Source organism: Pseudoalteromonas sp. S3178 (assembly GCF_005886985.1).
GTDB lineage: Bacteria > Pseudomonadota > Gammaproteobacteria > Enterobacterales > Alteromonadaceae > Pseudoalteromonas > Pseudoalteromonas carrageenovora.
Map to the genome: position 1 here is coordinate 1 of NZ_PNCW01000080.1, position 3,892 is coordinate 3,892.

At 37.9% G+C, this 3,892-nt stretch carries 6 protein-coding genes; all 6 read right to left on the reverse strand.

The window, feature by feature from the left end:
- Positions 1 to 56 precede the first annotated feature (56 nt).
- The gene (locus CWC11_RS18495) at positions 57 to 542 is read right to left on the reverse strand and encodes a hypothetical protein (protein ID WP_138683872.1); all 486 of its coding nucleotides are present in this window, start codon (positions 540 to 542) and stop codon (positions 57 to 59) included.
- A gap of 391 nt (positions 543 to 933) precedes the next feature.
- Entirely contained in the window at positions 934 to 1,467 is a 534-nt protein-coding gene (locus CWC11_RS18500) for a hypothetical protein (RefSeq protein ID WP_138683873.1), read from the reverse strand.
- 156 nt (positions 1,468 to 1,623) lie between these two features.
- Positions 1,624 to 2,037: a helix-turn-helix domain-containing protein gene (locus CWC11_RS18505; protein WP_138683874.1), complete on the reverse strand. Its 414-nt coding sequence runs from the start codon at positions 2,035 to 2,037 to the stop codon at positions 1,624 to 1,626.
- Between the two features lie 199 nt (positions 2,038 to 2,236).
- Positions 2,237 to 2,644, reverse strand: a complete 408-nt coding sequence (locus CWC11_RS18510) for a hypothetical protein (RefSeq protein ID WP_138683875.1) — start codon at positions 2,642 to 2,644, stop codon at positions 2,237 to 2,239.
- 157 nt (positions 2,645 to 2,801) lie between these two features.
- Complete coding sequence (locus CWC11_RS18515) at positions 2,802 to 3,137, reverse strand: hypothetical protein (RefSeq protein ID WP_138683876.1); 336 nt, start codon at positions 3,135 to 3,137, stop codon at positions 2,802 to 2,804.
- Between the two features lie 328 nt (positions 3,138 to 3,465).
- On the reverse strand, positions 3,466 to 3,892 hold a 427-nt coding region (locus CWC11_RS18520), incomplete at its 5' end, for a transposase (RefSeq protein ID WP_171038453.1).

The following is a 3,892-nucleotide window of genomic DNA, read 5'->3' on the forward strand; positions in this document are numbered from 1 at the left end:
TAACACAGGGGCTTTATAGTTACCTCGTAAATAACATTTAAGTTAGTTTTTAAATACTAATTACCAACGCCTGCAAATTGTATTGGGTAATCCATATCGCCGCTGCGGTTAATACTGTTACACAGGTTTTTATTAAAACTACCCAGTAATGGGTCGATGGTGTGCTTATTAACTACAATACCGTCACTTCGCCTTTTAACCTCAATAGATCCGATTGTTTTAATCGCTGATAAATCATCGTCTACGTTTTTAAATATAAAATACTCTATGTGTTCAGCAATAGATTCTGCGTTTTCGATATCTCCTTTAACGGCAGGCACTTGGTAGTTAACACCATTACACGTTAAATCATAAACCCTTACTAATTCTAGCTCGTCAGCTCCTTGCATATCAGCAATAACTTTAATAGTTGGCTGCGTTGATGTTTCAAGCAAGTATTGTGTTTCACTCATTTCGCTTAAAGAAAATGTATCAGCATTTTTAGCTATAGAACAGCCCGATAATAAAGTAAAAACTAAAAACACTGCCCTATTAAAAAACACCTATAAATACCTTATTTCTAAAATTTTATTTGCTTAGTATTACCATAACTCTAAAAGAGGTTCTAAGTATCACCTCTAAACAGCTAAAACAACCTCACTTATGTTCTTTCTCATTTAAGCTTGGAACAGGGCTTAATATAAGACAAGGCTTTGATAAGTGAATTTCCAATAGGAAGTTGGAATATTTCCCCATTCAATACTGGAATTAAGCTAATTTCTCAATTAACGCTGGAAGAGATCACCCGTATATTGCTAGCCACTCAAGTACAGTAAAGGTTTATGGATATAGTTAATTTGATAGGCTTACTCTTGCAAACTTAGCTAATGTGGCATCAGCAGACACTGGTAAACCTTGATGTATGAAGTCAAAATTTGACCCCTTTAACCTTAATTACCAATCAGCTGCATACTGTTTATTTGCTTTAAAAGCCTCGACTTCTAGAGGTGCTTTGTCATAACCAAATTCAGCTATGTCAGAGAAGTGCTGAGTTATCACTTGGTCAAGACTAGTTCTTTCGATTTGTAGCACATGAACCAATTCATGAGCCAATTTTGGCCTATTGAGCTCATATTCATTACGAACATAAATGGAATACCCGAAAGCCTGAGCATTATTGGTAATACCTTCACCAATAAAACCTAGTGCTTCACCTAGTGTTTTTAGAGCGAAGTTTTCGTATGGAAACGGTACTTCTTCAACATGTACAATCCTAACTTTCTCTGGTTTTTGAATTCCTATATCAGCTGCCAAAGCTAATTCTCGTGAATTTAGCGGAATTCCTGACTCAGAGCCTTTTCTTTCAGTTTCATAAGCCCAGTCAACATACTGCGGTATCAATATGTCTGAGATGATTTTCTGGTATGACAGAGCTGCACCAATAATTAAAGCAAATAATATTAGCACTGTAAGTTTGATAAATTTCATTCAATTCAAATCCCTTTAAAAATTCCTACTAACTCGAAAAAAATATAACTTTTCAATAACGGGCGCAGGCACGTAGGGCAAAATGACGAAGCCGCCCTACGTGTATGCGTCCCAGCGAACGAAGTGAGTGAGTTAATTGAGTTGTTATATCGCTACTCACCAATATTTCTTCGTATCAATATAATGCTTCATGTTAGAAAATATGTAAGCTAGAAGAAAAAATGCCGGCGTTACAATAACGTCGGGTTTTATGAGCCAAGTTAATAGGCCTAAGAGCACCGTCATCATTTCTAACATAATAATTTGCTTTCTTGCTTTTACTCCCCAAAACGAAAACCTGACCCATAACGGCTCTTTGTTCCATTCTTTAGATGTTTTGTCTATCACGATAATTTCCTCTTGAAGTTTAGAAATGTCAATTTCAAACACAGAGGCAAGGGCTTTAAGAGATTCTATACTGGCCTTGTTTCCACTTTCTATTCGTTGAATAGTTCTCGTACTCAAGCCACTTAAGGTGGCAAGTTGTTCTTGTGACCAGTTTCGTTTTTCTCTAAGACGTTTGACTATCATTTGGGCTCCTTACCAATGCGAGAGGAAACTATCCATGTTTTAATCGATTGTCGGTTACGAAATTCACACGACAGTGGGGCGACAGGCGATGTTTACAGCCATATAACGCCCCAAGAAGGGGCTATTGCATGTGGGCTAAATTACGGAACGAAGTGACGGGAGCCCACATGTAATTGTCCCGCTTGCTTGGTTTGTTAGGCTACGGTTGAGGCGATACTATTGAATCTTTATATTCTTTTCGGTATTCAAGATAGTTACCAATTAGCCCTATGATTGCAATGAAGTAATATATGTACCAATATTTACTTAAAAGTTCAGCCTTGTCTTCTGCTGCTTTTTTTTCACTTTCTATCGCAAAGCTCAATTGCATATCCTGATATATACCTTTTTTGCAATCATGAGTAGTGGCTTCTTGTCCAAGCTGTTTGCATACTAACTGCTTAACATCGTAATACATATGTTGGATAACAGCCTCATTTTGTTTTCTTTTGTAATCATCTTCTAGTCCAGATAGATCATTTATTTGTTGTTGTAAAATAGGAATTAAAAACAGAACCCCGTAAAGACCCAGAAGTTGAAAATATCGATGTGGTTTTAATTTAAGCAATTGATACCTCTTTTATGCTCAGTCGGTTAAAAAATTTTTTGAGTAGCCTAACTTTTAAATAAGGGGCGCAGGCGCGTGGGCTATAATGCGAAGCAGCCCACGTGTATGCGTCCCAGCGAACGAAGTGAGTGACTTGATTTTTTTGTTAGGTGCGTGCTTACCATGAAATATCATATTTTGTACCGTAGGAATTTATGTGGTCCCTTGCGGCGAAATAAGTACTAAATGTAGATGACTTACTTTTGCGCCCTTTTCCTTCAAATTGCCAGAAGTATAAAAAACCCTCATCACTAATGGAGTAATCGATATAATCCAAATTATATGGATGAACGGCCATTTCTATTGCTGGTAAATCGAAAGATGTGTAATCGTATTTTTGCCTAAGTAACTTAGCATTAAACGGTACTTGGTCATCGTAAAACCAGATGCCACTAGCCAAAATTTCTTCTGACAGCAGCGTTGGTTCCCATTCCGATATAAACCTATTTTTCACCAAAGCACCTAACATTTTAGTATTTATGCGACACGCAGTTTGTGTTGCATAATCGCTTGTTGGACTGAGGCGCTACCTGCTCGGTGTGTCAGAGTTGGTGTTGTTTATGCTATGGGAATTTGCTTTTTAGAGGCTCTAGCTAAATCAGCTAATTTAATACGCTTACCTATTATAATTTAAGCTTTCCCTGCATTGCTCAGCGCTTATTATGTATTCATTAAACCGAATGTTTAACCGTTAAGCAAGGATATTTTTCGCTCGCACAGTCGCTATTAGCCTGAGCAATTAAGCAGGTTAACTTATTGATTTGATGCAGCAAGCAAGGCTGCTAACTCGTTCGCGGTATTTTATTTGTCGCCTCATCTAAATTCACCACACCAATAAATCGTAAAGTACCTGTCTTGCATGACTGGCAAGACCAATGGGGTATTAATCGTTCTTGCTCTACCTTCGGCTTCACCGCTTTGCATGGGGTTGCTGATACTTGAGCCTTTATTAACCCTAACTTTCGCTTGCGACACGCATTAGCTAAAAAGCCATAGTGGCGAATGCGCATAAACCCTTTCGGCAATACATGTTGTAAGTAACGTCGTAAAAACTCATCACAACTCAGAGTCATGACTTTATCGCAATTGTTATCTGCATAATCGCGATATTTAAAGCTCACTGACTGCTCATTCGCTGACACTAAGCGCGATTCTGACATCACGCCTTTTCGGGTATAACGAGCAAGATAACTAACTAGCTTTTCACTG

Excerpts from the sequence above, each read along its gene's own strand:
- CWC11_RS18505 (WP_138683874.1), bottom strand. The coding sequence starts at position 2,037 with ATGATAGTCAAACGTCTTAGAGAAAAACGAAACTGGTCACAAGAACAA.
- CWC11_RS18500 (WP_138683873.1), bottom strand. The coding sequence starts at position 1,467 with ATGAAATTTATCAAACTTACAGTGCTAATATTATTTGCTTTAATTATT.